Origin of the sequence: Nostoc sp. (assembly GCF_036919575.1) — a bacterium.
Lineage (GTDB): Bacteria > Cyanobacteriota > Cyanobacteriia > Cyanobacteriales > Nostocaceae > Nostoc.
Genome location: NZ_JBALBY010000045.1, coordinates 14739 through 37825, shown reverse-complemented (window position 1 = coordinate 37825; position 23087 = coordinate 14739). Strand labels below are relative to the sequence as shown.

22 protein-coding genes and 2 pseudogenes are annotated in these 23087 nt (G+C 42.9%); 11 read left to right on the top strand and 13 right to left on the bottom strand.

Annotation, left to right across the window (positions count from 1 at the left end; genetic code table 11):
* The first annotated feature begins 3 nt into the window (after positions 1-3).
* Positions 4-816 carry an SDR family NAD(P)-dependent oxidoreductase gene (locus V7K27_RS13235; RefSeq protein WP_334947817.1) on the top strand — a complete coding sequence of 271 codons (813 nt, stop codon included), beginning with the start codon at positions 4-6 and terminating at the stop codon, positions 814-816.
* A 177-nt stretch (positions 817-993) separates the two neighbouring features.
* Here V7K27_RS13235 and V7K27_RS13230 read toward each other — a convergent pair whose 3' ends face one another.
* The 4 genes and pseudogenes from V7K27_RS13230 to cysH all read right to left on the bottom strand — a co-directional run bounded on the left by V7K27_RS13230 (position 994) and on the right by cysH (position 3964).
* Positions 994-2196 (bottom strand): AAA family ATPase, encoded by a 1203-nt coding sequence (locus V7K27_RS13230; RefSeq protein WP_334947815.1) that lies wholly within the window; start codon positions 2194-2196, stop codon positions 994-996.
* Positions 2197-2675: 479 nt separating this feature from the next.
* Positions 2676-2843: pseudogene (locus V7K27_RS13225) on the bottom strand (bifunctional ornithine acetyltransferase/N-acetylglutamate synthase); the annotation flags it as partial.
* Between the two features lie 105 nt (positions 2844-2948).
* Positions 2949-3113: pseudogene (locus V7K27_RS36480) on the bottom strand (ABC transporter); the annotation flags it as partial.
* Between the two features lie 125 nt (positions 3114-3238).
* A complete protein-coding gene (cysH, locus tag V7K27_RS13220; RefSeq protein ID WP_334947813.1) occupies positions 3239-3964 on the bottom strand; it encodes a phosphoadenosine phosphosulfate reductase in 726 nt (241 codons plus the stop codon).
* Between the two features lie 1114 nt (positions 3965-5078).
* Here cysH and V7K27_RS13215 point away from each other — a divergent pair.
* On the top strand, positions 5079-5615 hold the full coding sequence (locus V7K27_RS13215; RefSeq protein WP_334947954.1) for a methanogen output domain 1-containing protein: 537 nt from the start codon (positions 5079-5081) through the stop codon (positions 5613-5615).
* A gap of 157 nt (positions 5616-5772) precedes the next feature.
* Entirely contained in the window at positions 5773-7107 is a 1335-nt protein-coding gene (locus V7K27_RS13210; protein ID WP_334947811.1) for an ATP-binding protein, read from the top strand.
* A 92-nt stretch (positions 7108-7199) separates the two neighbouring features.
* Here V7K27_RS13210 and V7K27_RS13205 read toward each other — a convergent pair whose 3' ends face one another.
* Positions 7200-8789 carry a DHA2 family efflux MFS transporter permease subunit gene (locus V7K27_RS13205; RefSeq protein WP_334947809.1) on the bottom strand — a complete coding sequence of 530 codons (1590 nt, stop codon included), beginning with the start codon at positions 8787-8789 and terminating at the stop codon, positions 7200-7202.
* Positions 8790-9284: 495 nt separating this feature from the next.
* On the opposite strand from V7K27_RS13205, the gene V7K27_RS13200 reads away from it, so the two are divergent.
* A complete protein-coding gene (locus V7K27_RS13200) occupies positions 9285-9896 on the top strand; it encodes a TetR/AcrR family transcriptional regulator (protein ID WP_334947808.1) in 612 nt (203 codons plus the stop codon).
* Here V7K27_RS13200 and V7K27_RS13195 read toward each other — a convergent pair.
* Positions 9856-10167, bottom strand: coding sequence for a hypothetical protein (locus V7K27_RS13195; protein WP_334947806.1), 312 nt, complete (start codon positions 10165-10167; stop codon positions 9856-9858). The genes V7K27_RS13200 and V7K27_RS13195 overlap by 41 nt on opposite strands.
* A gap of 49 nt (positions 10168-10216) precedes the next feature.
* Entirely contained in the window at positions 10217-10570 is a 354-nt protein-coding gene (patD, locus tag V7K27_RS13190; RefSeq protein WP_334947804.1) for a heterocyst frequency control protein PatD, read from the bottom strand.
* A 284-nt stretch (positions 10571-10854) separates the two neighbouring features.
* Between patD and V7K27_RS13185 the strand changes: the two genes are divergently transcribed.
* Entirely contained in the window at positions 10855-13125 is a 2271-nt protein-coding gene (locus tag V7K27_RS13185) for a RelA/SpoT family protein (protein WP_334947802.1), read from the top strand.
* 87 nt (positions 13126-13212) lie between these two features.
* Here V7K27_RS13185 and V7K27_RS13180 read toward each other — a convergent pair whose 3' ends face one another.
* Together V7K27_RS13180 and V7K27_RS13175 are read right to left on the bottom strand one after the other, a co-directional pair.
* A complete protein-coding gene (locus V7K27_RS13180) occupies positions 13213-13443 on the bottom strand; it encodes a hypothetical protein (protein WP_334947800.1) in 231 nt (76 codons plus the stop codon).
* Between the two features lie 308 nt (positions 13444-13751).
* Positions 13752-13973: a hypothetical protein gene (locus V7K27_RS13175; RefSeq protein ID WP_334947798.1), complete on the bottom strand. Its 222-nt coding sequence runs from the start codon at positions 13971-13973 to the stop codon at positions 13752-13754.
* Positions 13974-14047: 74 nt separating this feature from the next.
* Between V7K27_RS13175 and V7K27_RS13170 the strand changes: the two genes are divergently transcribed.
* The 3 genes from V7K27_RS13170 to V7K27_RS13160 all read left to right on the top strand — a co-directional run bounded on the left by V7K27_RS13170 (position 14048) and on the right by V7K27_RS13160 (position 17919).
* Positions 14048-14377 carry a hypothetical protein gene (locus tag V7K27_RS13170; protein WP_334741371.1) on the top strand — a complete coding sequence of 110 codons (330 nt, stop codon included), beginning with the start codon at positions 14048-14050 and terminating at the stop codon, positions 14375-14377.
* Positions 14378-14660: 283 nt separating this feature from the next.
* The gene (locus V7K27_RS13165; RefSeq protein WP_334947796.1) at positions 14661-15209 is read left to right on the top strand and encodes a GIY-YIG nuclease family protein; all 549 of its coding nucleotides are present in this window, start codon (positions 14661-14663) and stop codon (positions 15207-15209) included.
* Positions 15210-16290: 1081 nt separating this feature from the next.
* Positions 16291-17919 (top strand): outer membrane protein assembly factor BamB family protein, encoded by a 1629-nt coding sequence (locus V7K27_RS13160; RefSeq protein ID WP_334947793.1) that lies wholly within the window; start codon positions 16291-16293, stop codon positions 17917-17919.
* A gap of 180 nt (positions 17920-18099) precedes the next feature.
* Here the strand turns inward: V7K27_RS13160 and V7K27_RS13155 are convergent, their stop codons facing one another.
* The 4 genes from V7K27_RS13155 to V7K27_RS13140 form a co-directional block, all read right to left on the bottom strand.
* Positions 18100-18396, bottom strand: a complete 297-nt coding sequence (locus V7K27_RS13155) for a hypothetical protein (protein ID WP_334947791.1) — start codon at positions 18394-18396, stop codon at positions 18100-18102.
* A gap of 673 nt (positions 18397-19069) precedes the next feature.
* Entirely contained in the window at positions 19070-20860 is a 1791-nt protein-coding gene (locus V7K27_RS13150; RefSeq protein WP_334947789.1) for an ABC transporter ATP-binding protein, read from the bottom strand.
* Positions 20861-20874: 14 nt separating this feature from the next.
* Positions 20875-20997: a hypothetical protein gene (locus V7K27_RS13145; protein ID WP_334947787.1), complete on the bottom strand. Its 123-nt coding sequence runs from the start codon at positions 20995-20997 to the stop codon at positions 20875-20877.
* A gap of 146 nt (positions 20998-21143) precedes the next feature.
* On the bottom strand, positions 21144-21290 hold the full coding sequence (locus V7K27_RS13140) for a hypothetical protein (protein WP_334947785.1): 147 nt from the start codon (positions 21288-21290) through the stop codon (positions 21144-21146).
* A 360-nt stretch (positions 21291-21650) separates the two neighbouring features.
* On the opposite strand from V7K27_RS13140, the gene V7K27_RS13135 reads away from it, so the two are divergent.
* From V7K27_RS13135 to V7K27_RS13125, 3 genes are read left to right on the top strand one after another with little or no spacing between them, the layout of a single operon-like run.
* The gene (locus V7K27_RS13135) at positions 21651-22247 is read left to right on the top strand and encodes a sigma-70 family RNA polymerase sigma factor (protein WP_334947783.1); all 597 of its coding nucleotides are present in this window, start codon (positions 21651-21653) and stop codon (positions 22245-22247) included.
* Entirely contained in the window at positions 22244-22591 is a 348-nt protein-coding gene (locus tag V7K27_RS13130; RefSeq protein WP_334947781.1) for a hypothetical protein, read from the top strand. The genes V7K27_RS13135 and V7K27_RS13130 overlap by 4 nt, the downstream gene beginning before the upstream one ends.
* Positions 22592-22603: 12 nt before the next feature.
* Positions 22604-23086, top strand: coding sequence for a Spy/CpxP family protein refolding chaperone (locus V7K27_RS13125; protein ID WP_334947779.1), 483 nt, complete (start codon positions 22604-22606; stop codon positions 23084-23086).
* Position 23087: the final 1 nt, after the last annotated feature.

Below are 23087 nucleotides of genomic sequence, written 5' to 3'. Positions count from 1 at the left end.
AACATGAATAAAACATCCGAAAGTCGGCAAAAAAGAACTGCTTTAATTACAGGAGCGGCTAGTGGGATAGGCTATCAATTAACCCAGATTTTTGCCCGTCATAATTATAATCTGGTGTTAGTGGATAAGAATGAACAAAAACTTACTGAAATCATCGATGAATTTCCGCAAAAGTTTGGCATTTTTGTGAAAATTTTTGCTAAGGATTTATCTATCCCAACATCCCCACAAGAAATTTTCACAGAACTACAGCAAGCATCCATCAAGATTGATGTGCTGGTTAACAATGCTGGCTTTGGTACTTATGGAGCATTTAGCGAAACAGACCTTACCCTTGAACTGAAAATGCTACAGGTAAATATGGTCAGCCTGACTCATTTAACTAAGTTATTTCTCAAGGATATGGTTGAGCAAAACTATGGAAAAATATTAAATGTGGCCTCAGCTGCGGCTTTTCAACCTGGGCCTCTAATGGCAGTTTATTTCGCTACTAAAGCCTATGTCTTATCATTTTCAGAAGCGATCGCTAATGAATTAGAAGGCACAGGTGTCAGCGTAACAGTTCTTTGTCCAGGGCCAACAGCATCGGAATTTCAACAAACTGCTGCAATGCAAGATTCAAAGATTGCTAACGTTAAGAGAATGATGGATACGAAAACTGTTGCTAGGATTGGTTATCAGGGCTTAATGACAAATAAAACCGTTGTCGTTCCTGGGATGAGAAATAAAATATTGACTGAAAGCGTCAGATTTACACCCAGAAATTTAGTCACAAAGGTCGTGAGAAGTATGCACGAACTCAAAAAAAATAGGTAGCCCGATATCTGAGTTTTCACTCTGATCTAGAAACCTCACTTTCATTCTGGTAGAATCTAGTAGGGTGCATTATAGACATTAGTCCTAACGCACCGAAAATCTGGGATTGTGCGTTAGCCTATGAAATAACACACCCTACAAAACTATCAGGGTTTGTGTGAAATGCTATTACCCAATTCAAATAAATAGTTGCGTAAACTCATACATTAAATCCACCCTGCCTTTACGTAACATGGCTGGATCTAATCTTTCGGTGGTGTTGCAAGTCATCAAAACAACTAACCGTTGCTGCATCTGAATACCAGAGTCATCAATTACACTCTGATACAAAGTACCATCCAGCAAACTGAGAATGTGTTCGGTTTTGTTATTGTATTGCGCTACCTCAGAAGCACGATTTTGCGCTAGATTATCAGCTTCGTTAATCACGATACAAATACGCTCTATGTAAGTCGGTGGGACAAAATTAGCGATCGCATCATGATCTAAAATAAAAATTACATACCCTAAAGGTACAAGAATTTCTTTTGCTACTGCCTGTGTCCAGACTGTTTTACCAGTACCCGGTTCCCCATGCACAACAACCGCTAACTGGTTTTGATTCAGAATCGCTTGCTGTACAGAATCAGTAAAATTTTGGATATCTGCGGGAAATGTGCGGATGGAAAATTGACTGTGAACTTTGCCTACACGACTTTGATATCCACTCAGCATCACAGCTAAGTCGTAAGTCGCTTTGTTAATTAGTGGCGCGAGATTTTTCGCCATTAAACTATATTGTCGTCGCCCGCGATCGTAGGGGTCAATTTGCAACCAAACGTCAGACTTTGACCAGTAAGCATAAACTGTATTGAGAACATCTAAGCGTTCCCAACTAACAAATTTATCTATAGGAAAATAAAAATCTCTTTCTGAGTAATACTGGGTAATAATGTCGGGACTACCCAACACATTTAAAACTCGAAGTACAGTAATTTCTTGCAGTCGGTTAAGAACATAATCAATAGGAATGCTACTACGACTGACAAATTGGACGATGGGTGTTTCCGTACTCAAAACATCTTTGTAGCGATGATCTGGTGATTGAGGATCTGGCGTGATGTAATTCCAAAACTTTTCAACTTCGTAGCGGGTATTATCAGATACAACATTTAATAAGTTAGCCCACCAAGCATAATTATTTCGTCCCAAAATATCAGCAACATTACTTGCTAAATTCAAACTTTTTTGACTTAATTCGCGGGAGTCATTATACAATAGTTGCCACAAAAACTCCCAGTCTAATTCTCGGTTAAACGGTCGCCAACCGCTAGCAAGCAAGCTTTGCCGACTATTATTTGTAGGAGTGCCTTCATTGCTTCTAAAATAGTCAAAATCCATATTTGTTAGTTATGCAGCGTTAGTCGAGTTATTTTGTGTGAAATAGGAGATTTTGAAAAAGTTTTCTCGTAATACAAACTAACTGCGTACAAATGGTAATTTTATTTCCACCGTGCTGTACTGGCTAGGAAGTCTTTTTAATCTAACTCATTCCCTGTGTAACATAGTATATTACATAGTTACTATCTGGGTCAACTTTTTTGACAAAGCAATTGCTAAGTGGGGGTTCAAACCTCGTTTCCAGCAAGAGGCTGGAAATGCTCTTCAATTGCGGCTCTGCCGCAAGTCTTGAGGCGGAGCCTCTAATAGGCATTCCCAGTCGGAGACTCTTAACGAGACAATAATGATACAAATAGGTTGGTAGGGGCACAGCATTGCTGTGCCCCTACGAGAAATCCCTATGTATCAGGGTTTGTCTGAAATGGTGTGAAGCACTGACTACGCGTAATTATCAATTACAAATTACGTTAATCAAGTGTAGCTAGTTTCGGAACTGTATCGGTGGTCATAATACCACGGGCTGCGGCATGAAAATCAGCAGCAGTCAATTTTTTCCCCAATCCTAATAAACCTGCCCGGATTTTTTCAATTGGGTAACGTCTGCCAATTACACCTGTAGAAGCGATCGCAATATTATGTGCACATATCTAAATTTAATTAAAATCTTGTGGGGTGGGCAACATGAGCGCCCTAATTATGCAAGTTAAATGTGAAATAGCTTATAATACTTTTTCTGTATTGGGAACACTAACGATAATAAAGCTGGTACGACCCTTTAAGTAAATTAGCGATCGCCTCTTGAACTAAATTCTCTGTTTGGCTGTCAATGTTACTGGTTGCTGCGTGCAAATCAAGATTCGCAGGTTTACCAAAACCGCACGGGCTATGCTGATTAACTGTTGTTGTCCTTTGCTTAGGAATGTAGCGTGTAACAGTCTTATCTAACCGCAGAGTAGGGGGAGATTCGGGGACAATTCTTCTTTTTTCTATTCCCCACTCCCCTACTTGCTACAGACGCGATTAATCGCGTCTCTACTCCCCCTTAAATATGAATTCCACATTCTGTTTTATCACTTCCCCGCCAACGTCCGGCGCGTTCGTCTTCGCCTTGGCCGACTTTGGTGGTGATGGGTTCGTCGCCAATGCTGGGATAACCTTTATCGTGTAGAGGGTTGTAGATGACTCCATGTTCAGCCACGTAAACCCAGCTATGTTGGCGTGTCCAAGTAGCTATGGGATTTACTTTCAGCCGACCTTTACCATCTAATTCAAATATGGGCATATTCCCACGGGTTACTGCTTGGTCACGGCGGCGTCCAGTTATCCAAGCGACGCTGTTGAGTTCGTCTAGACCTCGTAGCAGTGGTTCAATTTTTGTAATGTGGTGAAATTGGGCAATATCCTTGTCCCAGAGTTTTTCGCCGTACTTGGCTTCAAAGGCTTCGCGGGTGTCTAGGTCTGGAGTTTTGTAAGTTTGCAGATCCAGATTGTAGATTTGTTTGGCTTTGGCAACTAACTCTAGGCTTTCAGGGAAGTGGTGCAAGGTGTCGAGGAAGATCACAGGAACTGGATGCTTCAGTTCACTGTAAAGAATATGGGTAATTATCATGTCATCCACGTTAAAGGCGCTGGTTTGCACCAGTCCCGTTGGGATATTTTCTATAGACCATGCCAGTATCTCTTTGGGAGTGGCAGTTTCAAATTGCTCATTTAATTTCTCTAAGTCAAAAGCGATCGTTTGGTTTCTAGATGCCGTGGATACTGTCATGATAATCTTCTATTCAAATATTTTTACCTTGATTAATTTTGATCTTATCCCATAAAGGCGCGTATTCCGCTCGGATATAAGGTAATAATTTTGTTCGGAAATTACTACATTAGTGGGGAGAAAATAAGCAATACTCAGTAAAAAGAATTACATAAGTATAAAAGTCAGTGTTTACTAAGAAAGTTTACGGTAATTTAAGTTTTACAGGAATTTTATAGATATTTATACTGATCCTGATATGGTTAAGGAATTATTAACAAAAAGGATTTTACTTAAATGAAGAATTCAAAATTGCCCAATGCTTTAGGTGAATCTATCATTATGGGCGCTTTAATGATGTTGACCAGCGTTAGTATTATTACAATAATGAACTTTTTCTAAGATATATATTTCTAATTTTAGCAATAAGACTTTACAAAGTCCCGCTCAAAACTGAGTGGGACTTTTACTTTTCTGCTCCACATATATCGGTGTATATTAAACCTCTTCTGTGACTTTCGGCAGAGAATAATTCAAGACTTACGTATTGACAGGAATTTGACTATAGGACTAGTATTTGATTTTTGAAATGCACGTAGTGGACTGTCTAGGCTAAAATAGTGCATTACACGTAGACGTAGGTTGGGTGGAGCGGAGCGCAACCCAACATATATCAGGATGTTGGATATCAGGATGTTGGGTTACGCAAAGCCTCCACCCAACCTACAATTTTTTTTGCAACATTTTCCTAGACAGTCCACTACAAGACTACCGAGATTTTTTCAGAAATCAAATATGATTCCTATATTAGACATAGGAGTGAAAAAGAATGTAGACAGACGTAGGAATGCTAAGTCTCTACAAGGGTTCTAGATAACGCATATTTTTTACCAGATGTCTATTGTCCGATTTTGCAGGTATCCCGGCTGAATCCGCTCAAAGAGCTTGCCTCAACAAATAACTAAACTTAGTACCATTCCATTCTGGCGTTGTTGTTAGTTTTGTAGCCAGTTAGGGAAAACTATTATAGCTATACATGGTACTTAATTAAGAGATTTTGGGGTGTCCCTGACTTTCGCTTAACTAAGCGCCATTGATGCTTGTCCTATCTAAACATCCAGTAAATAACACCATCATGGTTCACATATCTTTGATCGACAACCAAATACAATCCTTAGAATTACCGATTGAGCGCGATCACTTTTTGCGTACAATGATTCGAGAATTGGCTGGAACCTTACAAGATGTCGTTGGGATTGAAGAGGCAGCTGGCTTTTTAAATGTGGTTGGCTATCGAACAGGTCAACATGTCAATCAGCAATACCAGAACGCTTTGCAACTGTCAAATCTTTCTCGGGAGCAGGTAACTGCCGTCCTCGTAGATTGGAAACGCCGGATTCAAGGCGACTTTTACGTGATTGAAGAAACTGATGAGAAGATCGTTTTAGGAAATCGCAAATGCCCCTTTGCAGAACAGGTAGAAGGGCGCGAAGCCATGTGTGTTATGACATCTAATATTTTTGGCGCGATCGCAGCCGACAATCTCGGCTACGCTAGAGTCGAGTTACAAGACACGATTGCTAAAGGCGCGCAGGAATGCAAAATCGTCATTTATCTCAAACCTAGCGAAGTATTAGACGAGTTTCCAGCACAGGAATACTTTAAAGCATAGTAACACCGTTAAGGGGGACATTTGCAGACTATAACCTTCTGACTGTAATATGTCCCGGCTGAAGTTAATTCCCCAAAGCATAGTTTAGCCTCTTTATTTTTACCCCGTCAGTGCTACGAGCAATGGTAAAGATCCCTGCTTCAATACCTGAAGATCGATGACACCTGATCAATTTTTAACGTTTGCCCAGACTTTACCAGAACCTCTGCTTCTTGTGACTAGCGGAGGTGAAATTTTGGCAGTCAATCAACCTGCTGCTAGACTCTTTAGCAAGACAAGTAAAGCACTCATGGGTCAACGTCTTACCGAGTTTGTCACTGATTCTTCAGAGAAGATCATCGACTATCTTCGAGTTTGCTCCCAAAGTCGCCAAATGATTTTGGGAACTTTAACCATCCACCAAGCTCAGGGAGAGGGAATTGCTTGTCGTAGTGAAGGAGCTGTGATCCAACCGCGATCGCCAGAAAGTCCAGCCATCAATTTACTGCGCTTAGAAAAGCGAACGAGTAATCAATTCGTTGTCCTTAACCAAAAAATTCAGGCGCTGAGTAAAGAAATTCAACAGCGCCAACACCTTCAGCTAGAACTCGCACAATCGAATGAAACCTTAAAACAAACTCTGATTAAACTGCAAAATGCCGTTGAAGCCGTTCAAACAGAAAAGATGTCTGGGCTAGGACAGTTAGTTGCAGGGATTGCCCATGAAATTAATAATCCGGTTAGCTTTATTCATGGAAATCTGACCTATGCGAGTGAATACTATGATTCATTACTGAAACTGATTCACCTCTATCAGCAAGAATACCCCAATCCGAGCCTAGTGATTCAGCAGGAAATTGAAGCCCTGGATCTTGATTTTATTCAAAAGGATATTAAAAAATTACTCCAGTCAATGCAGACAGGTTCCGAGCGGATTAGGGAGATTGTTAAATCTTTCCGAAACTTCTCTCGATTAGACGAAGCAACATTCAAAGCAGTTAATATTCATGAGGGTTTAGAGGCTGCATTGATGATTTTACAAAGTCGCCTCAACCCTAGCGGGCGGCATTCTGGTATTGAAGTGATTAAGGACTATGGAGAATTGCCTTGGGTTTCTTGTTCTCCTGGACAACTCAATCAAGTGTTTATGAATCTCCTGAATAATGCGATCGATGCTTTAGAAGAAGCTGAACAAGTGCGATGGTCTCCGACCGACCGTAGGTCATCGCCAGAATCAATGCAAAATTATCCTAGTCGGATCTGGATTTGCACGGAGAAACTAAATGATCACTACATTAGAATTCGCATCAAGGATAATGGTAGCGGAATCCCTACCCAGATTCATCATCAGATATTTAATCCCTTCTTTACTACTAAGCCAGTCGGCAAAGGGACAGGATTAGGATTATCGATTTGTTACCAAATCATCGAGAGCCATCATGGTCGAATTAATGTGATATCTGAGCAAGCTTGGGGAACTGAATTTAGTATTGAGTTACCCATTGTTTACTGATCAAAACTGTACCCTTGCTAAAACGTAATTACGAATTACGAATTACGAATTACGAATTACGCGTTCGCGTAGCGTCTCCAAGAGTTGCGGTACTAGTGACCGACTGGCGCTTTCACTCCTGCACCGCCTTTGCCCAGGAATAGTAACAAAGGTAATGAGCAAAGGAATCCTACCCCTACGACTCTAAAACAATCTGCGTAAGATAAAACGGCAGCTTGGGTATTTACTGTTTGACTAATTAAAGCTAGTGCTTGTTGTTGCGCTGTTGCCGCATCTATGCCTTGACCTTGGAGTGCCCCATTGAGCAAGTCGAGGCGCTGATTGGTTTCTGGGTCATAAGGGCTAAGTTTTGCTAATAGGATGGCTCGATGAAAAGCTTCTCGTCGATCAAGCAGAGTCGTAAGTAGGGCAATGCCGATACTCCCACCGAGTTGTCGGGTGAGATTGTAGAAACCAGATCCGGCAGAAATATCTTGCTTGGGTAGCGGGCCTAAAACTGCCAAACTCAAAGGGAGAAACATCAACACAGTAAAAGCCCCACGCCATACCAATGGCCAAAATAAATCATCTATGCCGGTTTGTGGGGTAATTGTTGCTAGTTGAAACATGACTCCAGATGAGCCGACAGCGCCCATTGCAATTAAAAATCGGGCATCAATTTTACTAGAGAGTTTGCCTAATAAAATCATCACGATCGCAGACGCTAAAGCCCCAGGCGCTAACAATAGTCCTGTCTGCGTTGCCGTAAAGTGCAGCACACTCTGAGCAAATATCGGCACAGCAAAGAGTGTACCATAAAGCCCCATACCCACCACTGCTGAGAGAACGCTTCCCGCAGCTAAAGAACGGTGACGCAAAACTCTTAAATCCACAGCCGGGTGATCTGTTTTCAGTTCTCGCCAAATAAACAACCCCAAACCGATAATACTAGCGATCGCCAACGTGGTGATGAAATTGGAGTCAAACCAGTCGTCTGTCTCTCCTTCCTCTAATAAAGTTTGCATACAGCCAACAGCAATCACCAAAAACCCAATCCCGAACCAATCGACGGCTTGGCTTTGTGTCTCTTTCTTATCTCTATCTTTGGGCAAAAATGCCAAGGACATCGCCACTGCAATGATCCCGAAGGGAATATTCACAAAGAAAATCCACCGCCAGCCCAAACCATCTACCAGGAATCCCCCTAATGTTGGGCCGATGGCTGGGCCAGCAATTACACCTACCCCAAAAACTGCCTGTGCGAAACCTTGTTCAGCCGGTGGAAAAGTCTCGAACAAAATCGCTTGTGCTTTAGCTAGCAACCCGCCACCACATAAACCTTGAAGAATTCGAGAAATAACTAGCATCGGTAGATTAAATGCCAACCCGCATAAAACCGAGGCCAGGGTAAAGCCAATTAACGAGAAGATGAAGTAGGTTTTGCGTCCAAAGTAATCTCCCAGCCATGCAGATAAGGGAATTAAGACGACATTTGCGATCGCATATCCAGTCACTACCCAACCTACTTCACTGACAGTTGCACCCAGGCTGGCTTGGATATCAGTCACGGCAACGTTAACAATACTGGTATCAATTACTTCTAATATTGCACCAAGGGAAGCCGTAAAAGCGATCGCCCACTTCAATGGCCCCTGCACATAACCAAATTGGTCAAAAGTCGAACGTTTAATGTTGGTAGCCATTGTTAGCACAAGTAATATTTGAGAGATATCAAGCGATCTGACTTTTCACGGTACTTGGAAAACCTCACTTCTATTTCTCTCTCCTACAAGGAGGAGCCACTGCGTTGGGCGGCTTTGCCGACTTGAAGCACGTGGCGTCAGAGACTTTGAATTTTCCCCCTTCCCGTGTCAGGGGGCTAGGGGGTTAGGTCAATCGTTAGCTTTTCCATACAACGTGAAAAGTTAGGTCAAGTAACACCTTGGTTGGCTACGCCTACGCCAAAGCTAAAGTTAAGTATTGTATATATACGCTACCGTAGCGTATCATATAAAAACGGTCAAGAGAGTCTTGAATAAAAAGTGGCAGAAATACTTATGCTAAAGATGGATGGTCACTGTTGCTGTTTTCGTGCATGGGAAATGAGTTCTCGACTGATTTATTCTCCATAGGCTGTGTTCTATGCCCAAAGATAGAAGCAAATTGTCAAAAAGATATTGCTTGGGGATGATATTTTTATGAATAAGCAAATCAACAGCCCCTCTGGACGGCCACGTAGCATCCACGCCGACCAAGCTATTCTGCAAGCGACTTTGGATTTGCTTGCAGAGGTAGGATATGAAAGTATGAGTATAGAAGCGATCGCTTCCCGTGCTGGAGTTGGTAAAACGACCATCTATCGGCGTTACACTTCCAAAGAAGAACTAGTTGCCGATGCTATAGAAAGTCTGAGAGATGATTTAGCGATCCCCGATACTGGCAGTTTTTGGGGAGACATGGATATCTTAATCAATAATGCCGCCAAAAAAATAGATAGTCCCCTTGGTCGTCAGACACTCGCCCTGATCATTAGTACAGCGTCTAGCAATCCTCAGTTTGCCGAGGTCTATTGGACAAAATATACCAAACTCCGACGTGAAGCCTTTGCTAAAATACTTCAGCGTGCCAAGTCTAGAAGTGAAATTCACAAGGATGCAGACGTAGACCTAATTATCGATCTTGTGAGCGGATCACTATATTATGCACTTATTTTTAAACCCACAACCGAGCCAGTAGAAGCGTACATGCGCCGCACAATGAATCTTCTCCTCAAAGGTATTGGGAGTGGGGAGTGGGGAGTGGGGAGTTAGGAGAGACGCGATTAATCGCGTCTGTACAGGAGTTAGGAGTTTGGAGAGACGCGATTAATCGCGTCTGTACAGGAGTTAGGAGTGGGGAGTTTGGAGAGACGCGATTAATCGCGTCTGTACAGGAGTTAGGAGTTAGGAGAGACGCGATTAATCGCGTCTGTACAGGAGTTAGGAGTTTGGAGTTATAAGAATTCTTCCCCCATTCCCTACTCCCTACTCCCCACTCCCCTTTACCGATTTGAAACTTGTTGCCAAAATAACTTTTCAGCATAGGTCATAAATGAGATGATGGAGTAATTAGAGAAAAAGGTAAATAATTGTTATTTTTCTCCTTCCGCTTCTGGTTGCAGAATAGCATCACAGTATTGAATGAGGATTGTCAAGCGATCGCTAATCGTCTGAAGTCTCGTTTGTGCAGTAGATGCTTGCCGCGCTCCTTGCAAAAACATCACATCTATTTCCAACAGGCGCAATTGCTTGCTCATCTCCGTTTGATAAGACTGCACTCGCAAGTCTTCATCAGCCAAAGGCACAATCTGTTGTCCGAAAAATTGCTGCAACGAGGCTACACGCTGTCGCAGTTCGGGTGCAACAATTTGCGTAGTTGTGGCATCAGAGCGTAATTGCTCTAGTAAAGTTACGAGTGTCAGATATTTCTCACGGTTTAAAGACATCCAGTGCTAGTTAAGATAGTATTAATGTCAAGTAATTTTTCTTCTACAATAAACTTTACTTCAGCGTTTATCAGCACTAAAAGCCTCAAGTCGTGATTTGAGGCTTTGTTTGCCATCAATGGATTTTGAAATTTATGATCCTTGAAACTAAAACTGGATGACTACATCGGCAATTGCAGAATCATCCTAACACTGTTTTTTCGAGCAACAGCATCTTTTCACGGCGATGCTGCTAGTTTTATTTATCTTTCACTTATCTACCGATCCTCTCTAAACCCAATTGTATGAGCAGCATAACAATAAATTCATCAGTTGATCTTGCCATTCCCGAATGGTTAAAAAAATGTTTGAAGGAGTCATCGACAAGTAGCGGCAAAGCGGAAGATGACCGAAGGCATAATGATGCAGTCTTAATTGGTCGCGCATTTGAATTTGCTTACCAACTGCATCAAGGTCAATACCGCAAATCTGGAGAACCATATATTGCTCATCCCATTGCTGTGGCTGACTTGCTGCGTGACTTGGGAGGTAGTGCTGCTATGATAGCAGCTGGATTTCTCCATGATGTCGTTGAAGATACAGAAGTTACAAGTGAAGAGATAGAACAGCGCTTTGGCCCAGAAGTACGGCAATTGGTCGAAGGTGTCACCAAGCTTTCTAAAATTAATTTCACCAGCAAAACCGAAAGCCAAGCCGAAAACTTCCGGCGGATGTTTTTGGCAATGGCGCAAGATATTCGAGTCATTGTGGTGAAATTGGCAGATCGTTTGCATAATATGCGAACTTTACAATATATGTCAGAGGCCAGCCGCCGCCGCAGTGCCCAAGAAACGCGAGATATCTTTGCACCTTTAGCCAATCGCTTGGGCATTTGGCGGATTAAATGGGAACTGGAAGATTTGGCTTTTAAATATTTGGAACCGGAAGCTTTCCGCCAAATGCAGGAGCATGTTTCCGAAAAACGGACGGCGCGAGAAGAGAAGTTGGCCAAAGCTACAGACATTTTGCGGGAACGTTTGCAGCAAGCCGGAATCCACTGCCAGGATCTTAGTGGTCGTCCCAAGCACCTTTATAGCATTTACCAAAAAATGCACCGACAGCAAAAGGAATTTCATGAAATTTACGATTTGGCAGCGCTACGGATTATTGTTCAAACTAATGAGGAATGTTATCGGGCGTTGGCGGTGGTTCATGATGCTTTTCGCCCAATTCCGGGGAGATTTAAGGACTATATTGGACTGCCAAAGCCTAACCGTTACCAGTCGTTGCATACTGGGGTAATTGGCCTAACTGGTCGTCCTTTAGAGGTGCAAATTCGGACAATCGAAATGCATCATATCGCCGAGTATGGGATTGCAGCTCATTGGAAGTACAAAGAAACAGGAGGTTCTAGTATTAGCCATTTGACAGCCACAGATGACAAGTTTACTTGGCTGCGGCAGCTGCTGGAATGGCAAACTGATCTTAAGGATGCCCAAGAATATCTTGATAGCGTCAAAGATAATTTATTTGAAGATGATGTCTATGTCTTCACCCCTAAGGGGGATGTTGTTCCTTTAAGTCCCGGTTCTACCACTATAGATTTTGCTTATCGCATTCATACGGAAGTGGGGAACCACTGTGCAGGGGCGCGGGTGAATGGGCGAATGGTGCCACTGTCAACGCGGCTGCAAAATGGCGATATTGTAGAGGTTTTGACCCAAAAGAACTGCCATCCGAGTTTGGATTGGTTGAACTTTGTCAGGACTTCGGCGGCGAAATATCGGATAAAACAATGGTACAAGCGATCGCGCCGGGAAGAAAATGTCGCCCGTGGACGGGAATTGTTAGAAAAGGAACTTGGTAAAACTGGTTTTGATAGTTTACTAAAGTCGGATGCGATGGAGACTGTCGCCGAAAAATGTAACTACCATAGCGTGGAAGATTTACTCGCTGGTTTGGGTTACGGTGAAGTTACCTTGAACCTAGTGTTAAATCGGTGGCGAGAAGTGGCGAAAGGACAACAACCAGTTTCCACTATGCCGCCATTTATCCCCAAAGAACCAAGTACATCAAAAGCTTTGCGAGATGCACCAGCAACTACTTCTCGCTCCACAGATTCGCCAATTGTTGGGGTGGAAGGTTTGGTGTATTATTTAGCTGGGTGTTGTACCCCGATTCCTGGCGAACCGATTATTGGTGTGGTGACGCGAGGTAGGGGGATTTCAATTCATCGCCAAGGCTGCCATAATCTGGAGAGTGTAGAGTATGAGCGCTTAGTACCAGTTAGGTGGAATCCAACCGCCGAAAATAGTGGTCGTCCGCACACTTATCCAGTTGATGTTCAAATTGAAGCCCTTGACCGCGTAGGGGTGCTAAAGGATATTTTGTCACGGTTGAGTGACCAAGGGATCAATGTCCGCCATGCCCAGGTGAAAACCTCTATTGGTCAACCGGCATTGATGGACTTAGGAATAGATATACGCGATCGCTCTCAACTAGAGCAAGTCTTCGTCCAAATTAAGAAAATGAGCGACATCTTGAATATCCGCCGCGTTGGTCAAATTGACGAGTAAGCGTCCTAATTGGTAGGGTGCGTTACACTGCGTTAACGCACCAATTTCGGATTGGTTGAACTCACATTCGGCACCCTCAGCTGTCAACTATTCAAGTTGTTGCCTAAGCGATGGTGTTAGAATCATTAGTCCTCTAACAACTTCTTCAGGAGTAGCCGTACCATTGATTACCTTTGGTACAATCGCCATAACTTCTAGAGCCAGGTTTGTGGGAATTCCCTTTGCTTCTAACCGCTTCAATTCTAAAATATCAATACCTGCTGCCAATCCATCCAAATACTCTTCTACACTTACTCCCAAGTTTTCAATCTCCAACATGAGTATAATCTCCTATTGTTTGTTCAACCTCTTAGCTATCAAAGCCTATCAGGAACATTTATCAATTCGCTGCACAGGTGATCAGAATAAAAGTTGACAACCATTTTATCCTCAAAAATCCCCACAAGAAAGCAAATCGAGAATATCGCTTAGGCACTGACAAGAGATAAATTATCCATCTTGTGGGGTGGGCAGGAAAGCCCGCCCTGAATATCGGACGGGTGTTCGCGTAGCGGCACGTAGTGCGGACACCCATCCCACAAGAGAATTTGGGATGTTTTTTTATTTGTCAGTCCCTTAATCAGCATTCATCCCCCACTTATTCGAGTCAGTGGGGGATGAATGCTGATTAAAAAAGCAAGCACAAGGCTAGAACCATTACCCACGCTCATATCCTTCTGAATGAGAAATAGATCAAATAGATCAAGCGATCGCGTGACAGAAGTCACACAATCCAATAGGCTGGTCTTAAAGTGGTGATTTTTAACAATGCTCATCTGCACAAAAAGGTAGGCTTCGTTGGCTAGCATTTTTTGCTCACCATGTGCAACATGCTACCTATCCTCTATCATCACTTAGTCGTTAATAACTACCTATACAGAAAATGCCCCTTAAAATCGTTCAGAACTTTGATGGCAGTTTTACTCTGGAAGCACAAGCTCAAGAAACTCTATTCAATTTATTGACAAGCGTTGCTTTCTTAAACCAAATTTGTCAACAGTTGCGGTGTGAGCAAGTGAAATTTACAGAATTACTTTTCCAACCAGTTCCTTACAGCTTAACTACCACTAAAGGAATGCCAGCAGAATTTGAAAAGTATCATGAATCTGATGAATATGCCATCGTTAACGTCCCACCAAATTTCATGTTTAGTGCTAAGATTTTTAAACCCAGTCGTCTTTGTGCAATTTACCAAAAATTGGGGAATGGATGAGAAAGAGTCAGAAGACATAATTGGTGAATTCAGAATACCCCAGCAGTCAAGTCAGGGCGAATAGTCGCGGAAATAATTTAATATCACGCGCGTTTAAAATCGTTTGTTCTAAACCTTGAATCTCCATCCAGTACTTCGGCAGAGCTACGTAACCATCGCACACAATTAATTCTGGATTCTGGCTCCTGAATTCTGAATTCTTCTTCGCTAATTTCCAAAATAATTTTTTCCTAATTAGCAATTCTCAATTCTGAAGGCAAATAGTAAGTTTAATATTTGATGTATGGCTTTTGAAACAAATCTTTCTTCTTTGGCATCCCTGGAATACATTCCTTACATTGACGATCGCGGTCAATTACCCGAACAATTTCAGGGTAAAATCGGGGTATATGCTATCTTTGACCAAGAAAAAGTACTTCAATTTGTCGGATACTCCCGTGATGTTTATCTCAGCCTCAAGCAGCATTTAGTTCGTCAACCGCAGCAATGCTATTGGGTCAAAATTCAAACTATTGAACGTCCTAGTCGCACAATTTTAGAAAATACTGAAAATGCTTGGATTGCTGAAAATGGCAGTGTGCCTTGGGGAAATGGGGATAACAAAGAAAAATGGACTCATCCCATTGATGTCAAAGCGATCATGACACCTGAAGAACAGGCAAAATATCAAAATCCAGCTAATGATGAATTAGCACAAATAAAAATTATTAAAAATGTGGCACGGAGAGTAGAAGCAGAAATTTCAACACAATTGCTAGAAGGGCGTGGTTTGCAAATGCAAATTCGCTTCAATCCTAAATTGAAAGAAGAAGGTTTACTAGATTTGAAATGAAGCTAGTTATGGGGAAATTTGTTCAGAGTCTGCTTAAGCGATACCGTAATTCATAGACTTACAAATTTAGCAAACGCCGATCGTTTCGCTGGCGCGACTAATGCTCACACAGGGGCGTGAGTTCAATTGCCCTTAAAACATATTCATGAGGTCATGAGCGGATTTACCACAGGTAACAGGATTATATAAAGCTTGTATAAACTTGATTATTGCTTGACAATAAATCTCTTCAGCTTAAATATAAAATTAACTTATGTACTTTTCAGCACAATCATATATCACAAATTTATTTTTGGTAGAAGAAGAAATTGCATTTTTGCCAATAACAAAACGAAATTTCATCAAGATATCGAATTTTAATAAGCGAACGAAATACATTTGTACAAAGGATAAAATTTAGCTTATCAAAGTTTAAAATGTATAAGATTTTACAGAAGTTTACATCTTAAAGATTGGGTAAAGAAGTTTACTTGACCTGGGAATAGTGATAAATATACAGGTGTGTTGACATATAGGTATGTTGACTAAGCAAAATAAAGTACTCAAAAAAACCATTTAAATAAGCTATTTTGCTCGAATTTTGGAAATTACAGCAGATTTCAAGAAAAGTGAAGTACACAACGATTCGTCCCAAAGTCATGTATAAACCCTGTTTTACTTCTGAAGTCTGCTGTATTACTGAATAAAATTCATCGGTAGCTTTTGAAAAACTAATGAAACAGTTGCGTAAGTTTTTCAGGGTGACTGTAAGTGAACGCGTGCTTTTGGTTAATAATAGCTTCCCTTTCTTTAGGAGTATTGCCTATTGCGTGTCATTGATAGCCCCTATTTACATAAAATATAGCGCAGACACTTGATTATTTTTGATGTTTTGCCGTTTATCGGAATGATAGTAGCGATCGCCTTATTACCATTTCACCCTCTAGTCATTAAATTTGTAAAAAGTGGATTAAAGCTCATAAGAGATGTTAATTGAAAGCCTAATTACTTACTTTTTCAAAACCTTCAGTAAGCTGAGATTTTTCACCAAAAGTGCGGTGAAGTTATAGCAAATTATTTTTAGTAGTAGCGGAGGACATTAGTGACTGTGATTAAAACTTATTCATCCTGTAAACAAGCGCTTGGAATTGTGACGGTGGCATTAGTCTTTATCATGCCAACAATTAGCAGTAGTGCTAAAGAAAGTCCGTGTAGATCCGATAATCAGTGGAGGTTGGGTGGTCAGAACCTAAACAATACTCGCTATCAAGCAGATGAGAAATACCTCAATCCAAAGAACGTAACACACTTGTCTCCCAAATGGGTTTTTAGTGCAAGTGGTGAACTCTCTGCTACACCAGCAGTTGTAGATAAAACTGTATATATACCAGACTGGGGCGGTAATTTTTTTAAGATTGATGCACAGACCGGTACACAGATTTGGGCAACTAGCATTGCCAGCTATATTAATGATCCAAGTATCCCAAAAGCTGTCTCGCGCACAAGTCCAGCAGTTAAGGGGAATAAAGTAATTATTGGTAGCCAGGAAGGTGCTTTCCTGATCGCAGTTAACAAAGATACTGGGAAGCTAATCTGGAAAACAAAACTTGACGAACACCCGTATGCTGTTATTACTCAATCACCGACCATTTATAGCAATCGTGTGTATGTTGGAGTTTCCTCTTTGGAGGAAACAGCGGCTAACGATCCGAAGTACCCATGCTGCACATTCCGTGGAAGCATGACGGCGGTAGATTTGAATACTGGAAAGCTTCTGTGGAAAACTTACACTGTACCGAAAAATTATGGTCAACCGGATGGCTATTCAGGTGGAGCAGTATGGGGTAGCACACCAGCAATCGATCCAAAGCGAAATTTGGTATATATAGGAACAGGTAATAATTACAATGTGCCTAAAACGGTAAAAAATTGTATTGCAAAACTCTCCTCACAGACAGTTCCTGATCAGTCGCAATGCCTCGATCGCAATAATTATATTGACGCGCTCATGGCACTTGATCTCGATACTGGCGCGATTAAGTGGGCAAATAAACTAGAGGGATACGATACCTGGACTGTTGCCTGCTACTTTGGCGGTGCCTCCAATTGCCCTGACCCCAAAGGACCAGATTATGATTTCGCTCAGGCACCAATGCTTTTCACTGTGAAAGATGCGGGAAAATCGCGTGATTTACTTGGTGCTGGTCAGAAGAGTGGTGTTTTTTGGGCGCTTGACCGAGATACTGGAAAAGTTGTCTGGAGCCGAATTGTTGGCCCTGGTGGTGCTGCTGGTGGAATACAGTGGGGTTCGGCTACGGATGGTCAACAAATTTATGTCGCGATTTCAAACTACGGATTTGAGAAGTACACATTAGAGCCTTCAGGTAAGACTATTAACGGTGGGTCATGGAGTGCGCTTGATGCAGCGACGGGCAAAATTATCTGGCAGACAGCAGATCCAGCAGGTGAAAGGGATATGGCTCCAATGACAGCAGCGAATGGAGTGGTGTATGCTGGCTCGATGGCATCAGCAGCCGATAAGAATAACATGTATGCATTAGATGCAAAGACTGGTAGGATTCTGTGGAATTTTAACAGTGGAGGATCAGTAGTTGCAGGTGCAGCAGTGGTTGATGGTACAGTTTACTGGGGTTCTGGGTACACCCGCCTCCCAGGCGGGTTTAAGTCTAATAATAAGTTTTACGCATTCACAGTCTCGAAGCATCGGTAATAGGTAATATCATGTGCGGTTAAACACTTGTCATTGCGAGCGTTGGCACAGCCTCTCGTAGAGAAGCGATCGCGGAGCGTCTGGTAGAGTTGCAATCCCAACACCCTTGCGAGATCCGCTTCACTGCACTTTGTTCCGTACCCTACGGGAAGGCTAAGTCCAACGCCAAGCTATGCATTTTTACTCCCAAGTAGACACATCTCGTAGCAAATTAGGAATTTCCCCTTGAGATAAAGGAAACTCCAGCAAGGTTTCTCTATGACCCAAATACCCAGATTCAGCAAACGACAAAAGCATTCGTGAAAGTGCTAACCAAACCTCCAATTCATATTCCCAATCACGATAACGCGAAGCTTTACCAGCAATTGAACGTAGCGCCCAAAAATATGAATTTCTCACCACAGAGCCACCTTTCTTAAACTCTGGCAAATCTTCGTGGTGGATAAAAAGCACTTTATTTTCTATTTTGGCTCTCATTCCCAAGCATTATCAATGGCGTTAACGCAGTATAGCGTACCTTACGATCTGGAGATTTACTTTAACGTGAGTTCGACAAATCTTATTTGACCTCTCAAGAGCAGCCCCTCGACCTTGGCGTCAGCCTGCCGTTAGGCAAGCCCAGAGGGGAGTAAAAAGCTTAATTTTTCGTTGCTCCTCCCTTTCCGTTTCGGAGAGGGAGGCTGTCCGGGAGAGGTTCATCGAACTCACGTTACTTTAGCACTTACGCATGAGTTAGGGAATAAAGCTACTGTGTACACACAAGTCGAATGTAGAGAGTAACTTTCGTCATTTATCTCGTATCTCATGTATCTCGTTCCCATGCAGAGCATGGGAATGCTTGATTAGAGGCTCTGCCTCCAGTCAGAAATTGAGTCGGAGACTCAATGAATGCATTCCCAGTCGGAGACTGGGAACGAGTAACGAGTAAACGAGTAAAGCCTCATCAAGGTAGGTTTTTAGGACTTGTGTGTACACCGTAGTGCTAAGGGATAAGTTCGACACTAGGAGAAGTGTAGGCGGAACCAGTGTTGTTACCTTGGGTGTTCATTGCTTATGTCGTTTTACTCAGGTGAACTTGTGCTGTGTTACTATCATCAACTAACGCTGTTGGCTACCGTCTGGCTACTCACACCAGCTAACTTTACCCCAGTCATCCTGGAACCATTGTGTCTGCTGCACCCAGTTGCAGGGCATAGAGGTTGGCATAAACGCCCTGCTGATTGACGAGTTCGGCGTGAGTACCCTGCTCTACAATTTGTCCCTGCTGAATTACTAATACTTGATCTGCCTGAGTAACTGTACTGAGGCGGTGAGCAATTACGAAACTGGTACGACCTTGCAGCAAGCGAGCGATCGCAGTTTGTACAAGCGCTTCTGTGCGGGTATCGATGCTGCTAGTAGCTTCATCCAGAATCAGAATTCGGGGGTTGATCAACACTGCACGAGCAATACTGATTAGTTGTCGCTGTCCCTGGCTCAGAGGTGCGCCCCGTTCACCCAATTGAGTTGTATAGCCCTGTGGCAATGAGGTAATGAACTCATGCACATTTGCCATCTGTGCAGCCGTTTCAATATCAGCTTGAGTAGTATAAGGAGAGCCAAAGGCAATGTTTTCGGCGACGGTGCCGCTAAACAAAATATTGTCTTGCAGGACGATGCCAATTTGACGCCGCAGACTTGCTTGAGTAACGCTACGCACATCAATACGATCAATTTTCACTGCACCGCTAGATACATCGTAGAAGCGCAAAATCAAGTTAATAATTGTACTTTTTCCCGAACCAGTCTGCCCGACTAACGCAACCATCTGCCCTGGATAGGCGTGCAAATTCACGCCTTTGAGAACTAGTTGATCTGGGTTGTAGCCAAACTTGACATTTTCAAATGTCACTTCACCCTGAATCGGCGGCATTTCTATTGCATCGGGTGCGTCTTTGAGTTCTGACGGTTCATCTAGTAATAGAAAGATTCGCTCTAATCCGGCAAATGCAGATTGAGCTTGGGTGTAAAACTGGCTGAGAATTTGGATCGGGCGGAAGAACTGCTGGACGTAAAGTAAAAAGGATGTCACCACACCCACTGTTGCAGATCCCGTGACTGCGAGATAGCCACCATAGGCTAGCACACCTGCGGTTGCTAGTGTGTTGAGAAAATCGATGGAGGGCAGAAAAGCTGAAGTAATTAGCACAGCCTCAACGTTGGCATCTCTATTGGCGGCGTTAAGAATGTCGAATTCTGCGATGTTCATTTGTACACGATTAAATGCTTGTGCTTCTCGCACGCTGCCAATATCTTCTTCTAACTTGGCGGAAAGCTGCCCAATGGTTAGTCGGGTGACGCGGAATCTGGCTCTTGCCCAACGTGCAAATAAGCTTGTGGTAAAAATCATCAGTGGCACAACCAGATTACTCAACAAACCGAGTTGCAGGTTGATTGAGAGCATCGCAATGATTATGCCGACTAAACTGAAAGTGTTGCCCAGCATTTGGGCGATCGTCAGTCCAAATGCTTGATTCACGGTATTGACATCATTCAGCAAGCGGCTCATTAAATCGCCTGCTTCGCTGCGATCGAAAAAGCTGAGTGGCAGACTTTGGATTTTAATAAAAATGTCTTGCCTCAGTTGAGCCAACAATCGCTGCATAATCCAGCCGACTCGAACAATTTGACCCCGGATTGCCAAAACACCAAGTCCATAGTTCAGCCCAAGTACCCCTAATAACAGCAGCAGTCCTTGCAAATTCCCTTGTGCAATTAGGTGATCAATCGACCAGCCGAGAAAGAATGGCCCAATTGCCTGGGTTATAGCACCAATTAATACCAATGTCAGGGCGATAGGAATTTCTTTGCGATAGAGTAGCAGGTATTGCAAAAAGCGCCGCAGGGTGGAAAGCTGCTGACTCCCCTGCTCAGATGCAACAACGGGAATAATGCCTCTCATAAAAATTTGGGATTTTAGATTTGGGATTTTGGTGAAGCAGCGCGGTCTTGGGGAGCCAGTGCGTTGGGGAGGCAGTGGGCCCTTGCGGTTTCCCACTCTTGTTGCAACTGCCGTCGGCGAGCCAAAGATTGTTGCATCTGGCGTAGTTTCCCCCATGAGCGACTGCTGAACTCGAAGAGATTAAAAGTCTTTATTACAATTTCCAGCTAGAGTAGTTTGCAGTTGAGTCCAATACAGACCTAACCCCAACCTGACTTTTTCCGTTAAGTCTCAAAAAGCTTGCTCATAAAGGATTCTGGATAAAGCACAGCATATACGGTAAGGAATTGAAATTCAGTGCTAAAGGTGATAAACAATGTTGGACTGGTGGGAGAAAAATTTGTGATTGGACTGCGATCGCAAATGCATTAGAAATATCTGGTTTTGCCATTTGTCATTCTGTTCAGTATGACAGAAGTTCAGTTTTTACCCGTGAGCAGTATATCAACTATTTTAGAGTTGTTGACTTGTTGACTTCCTTTCTATTCTCCCCCGAAGAGCGTAGCTGTCCTAGTCTGAGTATGCGGTCATTTAAGGCGATTCTTCCTAATTCAGAAATAACCTCAACGAAAATCGGCGGGAATCCCATCCCAACATTCTTGGGTGGGAGGAATAGCCACCCGCCGATTTAGTCATTGGTACTAATGACAAATGACAAATGACTAATGACAAATGACTAATATGAACCTTTTTCCCATTCATCCGGTCTAATAAATACAAGCAACGAAATGGATAGAGGAGAACGCCTCAGGTGTTAGTTGTGCCAGCCAAGGTTAATAAAGTAAATCAATCCATTGGCGAATCAGAAAGCGAATCTGATAGTTATCTAGTACAGCAGTGCCTGCGGGGTGATACCCAAAGTTACGGTCAGCTTTACCGACGCCATCAGCAAAGAGTCAGGTCAATCCTCTACAAACTATGCACTCCAGCCTGTCTCGACGATGTAGTGCAGGAAGTCTTCCTGCAAGCCTGGAAAGGATTGCCCAAGTTTCGCCAAACAGCAAAATTCTCCACCTGGCTGTACCGAATCGCTTGGAACGTGGCTTATGACCAGCGACAGGCAGATGTTCAAAGGCGAACTCAATTACAGATTTTGAGTGAAAAAACTCCTACCCAACAAGAAGCCCCTGAGTTAATGAATATGCATTATCAAGACCTTGTGCAACGGGGACTAGCAAACCTCAGTTTTGAGCATCGGACGATCTTGGTTTTGCATGATTTGGAAGAAGTACCTCAAAAAGAGGTAGCAAAAATCCTGGACATTCCCCTGGGAACAGTCAAGTCACGCCTATTCCATGCTCGTGCTGCCATGCGTCAATTTCTCCAAAACCAAGGAGTACAGCTATGACTCAGTTGCCCAATGATGATGCTGACCTAATTAATTTTCTCTGCCAACATTGTCCAGAAGTTCCGCCAGCCTCGCCGGATTTAGAACCACAAATTTTACAACAGGTAAAAACTTGGCCTCAGCCACCCTTACGTCACTATTCAAGGCTGAGGTTAGTTCTGCCTGCTCTTGCTGCTGGATTAGTAGCTGCGATAGTTGGCTACCGTGCCTTGATACCTGCTCAACCGAGTCCGGCTGAACTTGCCAGATTGGAAACTTTTATTGAAAGCAATTGGCAAGCTACAGCCACTAACGAACATCTGGAAAGTGATGTATGGCATTTTACAGACTTAGATACTGAATAGGAGATCGCTTTGATGTTAATACGTCGTGTTTCCATTTTGGGGGTGACGATGCTTGCCCTTAGTAGCACTATTGCTCTGGCCAAGCCAACTTTAGTTTCACGCCAAGTCATTGCCCAAAGCCCCACAAGTGTACCTCGGACAAATGGTGGTAAATCAGGGGGATGGCTCAAGGATTTGAATTTGACATCCCAGCAACTGCAACAGATTAAGCAAATTCATAATCAATCTAAACCGCAGATAACCCAAAAATCACAGGTGATACGTCAAGGGCAACAGGAATTACATGAACTGATAGCAGGGACAGCTACTAAAGAGCAAGTGCGTGATAAATATAACCAAATCAAGCTTGTACAGCAGCAACTTGCTGATGTTCAGTTTGAAAATACGCTTGCGATTCGGGAAATCTTGAACCCAGACCAACGGCAGAAATTTGCCGATCGCATGTATAAGAAAAATCTTCGCCCCAATCCTCCACCCGCAGCACAACACAATTAAC

Bases quoted from the DNA above. Each gene is read 5' to 3' on its own strand.
- V7K27_RS13235 (WP_334947817.1), top strand. From the start codon at position 4: ATGAATAAAACATCCGAAAGTCGGCAAAAAAGAACTGCTTTAATTACA.
- V7K27_RS13230 (WP_334947815.1), bottom strand. From the start codon at position 2,196: ATGGATTTTGACTATTTTAGAAGCAATGAAGGCACTCCTACAAATAAT.
- cysH (WP_334947813.1), bottom strand. From the start codon at position 3,964: ATGACAGTATCCACGGCATCTAGAAACCAAACGATCGCTTTTGACTTA.
- V7K27_RS13215 (WP_334947954.1), top strand. From the start codon at position 5,079: ATGGTTCACATATCTTTGATCGACAACCAAATACAATCCTTAGAATTA.
- V7K27_RS13210 (WP_334947811.1), top strand. From the start codon at position 5,773: ATGACACCTGATCAATTTTTAACGTTTGCCCAGACTTTACCAGAACCT.
- V7K27_RS13205 (WP_334947809.1), bottom strand. From the start codon at position 8,789: ATGGCTACCAACATTAAACGTTCGACTTTTGACCAATTTGGTTATGTG.
- V7K27_RS13200 (WP_334947808.1), top strand. From the start codon at position 9,285: ATGAATAAGCAAATCAACAGCCCCTCTGGACGGCCACGTAGCATCCAC.
- V7K27_RS13195 (WP_334947806.1), bottom strand. From the start codon at position 10,167: ATGCTGAAAAGTTATTTTGGCAACAAGTTTCAAATCGGTAAAGGGGAG.
- patD (WP_334947804.1), bottom strand. From the start codon at position 10,570: ATGTCTTTAAACCGTGAGAAATATCTGACACTCGTAACTTTACTAGAG.
- V7K27_RS13185 (WP_334947802.1), top strand. From the start codon at position 10,855: ATGAGCAGCATAACAATAAATTCATCAGTTGATCTTGCCATTCCCGAA.
- V7K27_RS13180 (WP_334947800.1), bottom strand. From the start codon at position 13,443: ATGTTGGAGATTGAAAACTTGGGAGTAAGTGTAGAAGAGTATTTGGAT.
- V7K27_RS13175 (WP_334947798.1), bottom strand. From the start codon at position 13,973: ATGCTAGCCAACGAAGCCTACCTTTTTGTGCAGATGAGCATTGTTAAA.
- V7K27_RS13170 (WP_334741371.1), top strand. From the start codon at position 14,048: ATGCCCCTTAAAATCGTTCAGAACTTTGATGGCAGTTTTACTCTGGAA.
- V7K27_RS13165 (WP_334947796.1), top strand. From the start codon at position 14,661: ATGGCTTTTGAAACAAATCTTTCTTCTTTGGCATCCCTGGAATACATT.
- V7K27_RS13155 (WP_334947791.1), bottom strand. From the start codon at position 18,396: ATGAGAGCCAAAATAGAAAATAAAGTGCTTTTTATCCACCACGAAGAT.
- V7K27_RS13150 (WP_334947789.1), bottom strand. From the start codon at position 20,860: ATGAGAGGCATTATTCCCGTTGTTGCATCTGAGCAGGGGAGTCAGCAG.
- V7K27_RS13145 (WP_334947787.1), bottom strand. From the start codon at position 20,997: ATGCAACAATCTTTGGCTCGCCGACGGCAGTTGCAACAAGAGTGGGAA.
- V7K27_RS13140 (WP_334947785.1), bottom strand. From the start codon at position 21,290: ATGGCAAAACCAGATATTTCTAATGCATTTGCGATCGCAGTCCAATCA.
- V7K27_RS13130 (WP_334947781.1), top strand. From the start codon at position 22,244: ATGACTCAGTTGCCCAATGATGATGCTGACCTAATTAATTTTCTCTGC.
- V7K27_RS13125 (WP_334947779.1), top strand. From the start codon at position 22,604: ATGTTAATACGTCGTGTTTCCATTTTGGGGGTGACGATGCTTGCCCTT.